Consider the following 1,531-nt stretch of genomic DNA (forward strand, 5'->3'; position numbering starts at 1 on the left):
CTCCTGCCACCACAAAGCTCACCAGGATCCGTGCCGGGGTCAGCTTGGTGTAGTCGATGAGCGCCTGTCCGATGGCGCACAGTGCGCCGCCTACGAGAAATGCCCACACATATTCCATGTCAGTTCCCTCCTTTTTTGTCTGCGCTGATGTGGATCAGATGGGAGATGCCCGGAATGCTCTCCCCCTGCTGGGATGCGGTGGGGGACATGAGAGCGCCCGTTGCCGCAAAGAGGATGTTTTTCAATTCCCCCGTCCGGATTCTGGGGAGAAAATAGCCACACAGCACACTGGCGGAGCAGCCGCAGCCCGAGCCGCCCGCATGGGTGTCCTGCTGCTCCGGATCGAACATCATCGCACCGCAGTCCCGGTGCTGCTTCCGGATATCCACCCCCTCCTTCTGCAGGATCTCGCACAGCAGCTTGGAGCCGATCAGCCCCAGATCCCCTGTGACGATGGCGTCAAACTCCTTGGGGGATGCCCCCGTATCCGCCAGGAACCGGAGAATGGTGTCCGCCGCCGCCGGTGCCATAGCCGCCCCCATGTTGTTGGCGTCGGTGATGCCGTAGTCCACGATCCTGCCGATGGTCACTGCCCGGAGATAGGGGGCGTTCTGACAGGGTGCCAGCACCACCGCCCCGGATGCGGTACAGGTCCACTGGGCAGTGGGCGTCCGCTGTCCCCCGTAGGATAAGGGGAACCGGAACTGCCGCTCCGCCGTGGAAAAATGGGAGGAGGTGGCTGCCACAATATGCCGGGCAATGCCGCTGTCCATAAGGATGCTGCCCAGCGCCAGTCCCTCCGCCATGGTGGAGCATGCCCCGTACAGCCCCAGCAGGGGGATGCCCATGCCCCGTAAGCCATAGGTGGTGCCGGTGCATTGGTTGATGAGATCCCCTGCCAGGATCAGATCAATATCCTGGGCGGTCAGCTCCGCCTTCTGCAAAGCCGTGCCCACCGTTCGCCGCTGCAATTCGCTTTCCGCCTGCTCCCAGCTGTCCTTGCCGAAATAGCTGTCCTGCTCCACATAGTCAAAGCATGCCCCCAGAGGGCCTTCCCCCTCCATCTGTCCCACAATGGCGGCATACGCCGCTGCGGAGGGGGCATGCTCCAGCAAATAGGTACCCGTTCCGATTTTTTTCGCCATGCGCCCATTCATCCTCTCTGCGGCTGTGCCGCTGGTGCTGCCTATAGTTTGCGCAGTTTCCTGCGGACTATACCCGGCATAAAGCTGTCCGGGGGCACATACAATGAACGGACAACATTCTTAGCAGGAGCGTGATGCAGTATGCAGATCGGGCTGACGGAGCAGCAGGCGCAGCAGCGCCTTGCCCAGCAGGGGGAAAACCGGCTGGCGGCGGCAAAGCGAAAACGGCCTCTTTCGATTTTTCTCGGACAGTTCCGGGATGTGATGGTGTTGATCCTGCTGGCGGCAACGGTGATCTCCGCCCTGCTGGGGGAGATCACGGACGCTGTGACCATCATTCTGATCGTGCTGCTCAACGCAGTGCTGGGCTTTGTGCAGGAATACCG

At 61.5% G+C, this 1,531-nt stretch carries 3 protein-coding genes; 1 reads left to right on the forward strand and 2 read right to left on the reverse strand.

Features of this window, described 5'->3' with window-relative positions; genetic code table 11:
- Both QVO51_RS00740 and spoVAD read right to left on the reverse strand, forming a co-directional pair.
- Nucleotides 1-118, reverse strand: a 118-nt coding sequence (locus QVO51_RS00740; RefSeq protein ID WP_288167679.1) for a SpoVA/SpoVAEb family sporulation membrane protein, incomplete at its 3' end; no start/stop codon positions are given.
- Nucleotide 119: 1 nt separating this feature from the next.
- The gene (spoVAD, locus tag QVO51_RS00745; protein ID WP_015557480.1) at nt 120-1,145 is read right to left on the reverse strand and encodes a stage V sporulation protein AD; all 1,026 of its coding nucleotides are present in this window, start codon (nt 1,143-1,145) and stop codon (nt 120-122) included.
- Between the two features lie 141 nt (nt 1,146-1,286).
- On the opposite strand from spoVAD, the gene QVO51_RS00750 reads away from it, so the two are divergent.
- Nucleotides 1,287-1,531 (forward strand): cation-transporting P-type ATPase (locus tag QVO51_RS00750; RefSeq protein ID WP_288167678.1); only part of this gene is annotated, 245 nt, incomplete at its 3' end.

Source organism: Ruminococcus sp. CAG:379 (assembly GCF_000434255.1).
Classification (GTDB): domain Bacteria; phylum Bacillota; class Clostridia; order Oscillospirales; family Ruminococcaceae; genus Ruminococcus_F; species Ruminococcus_F champanellensis.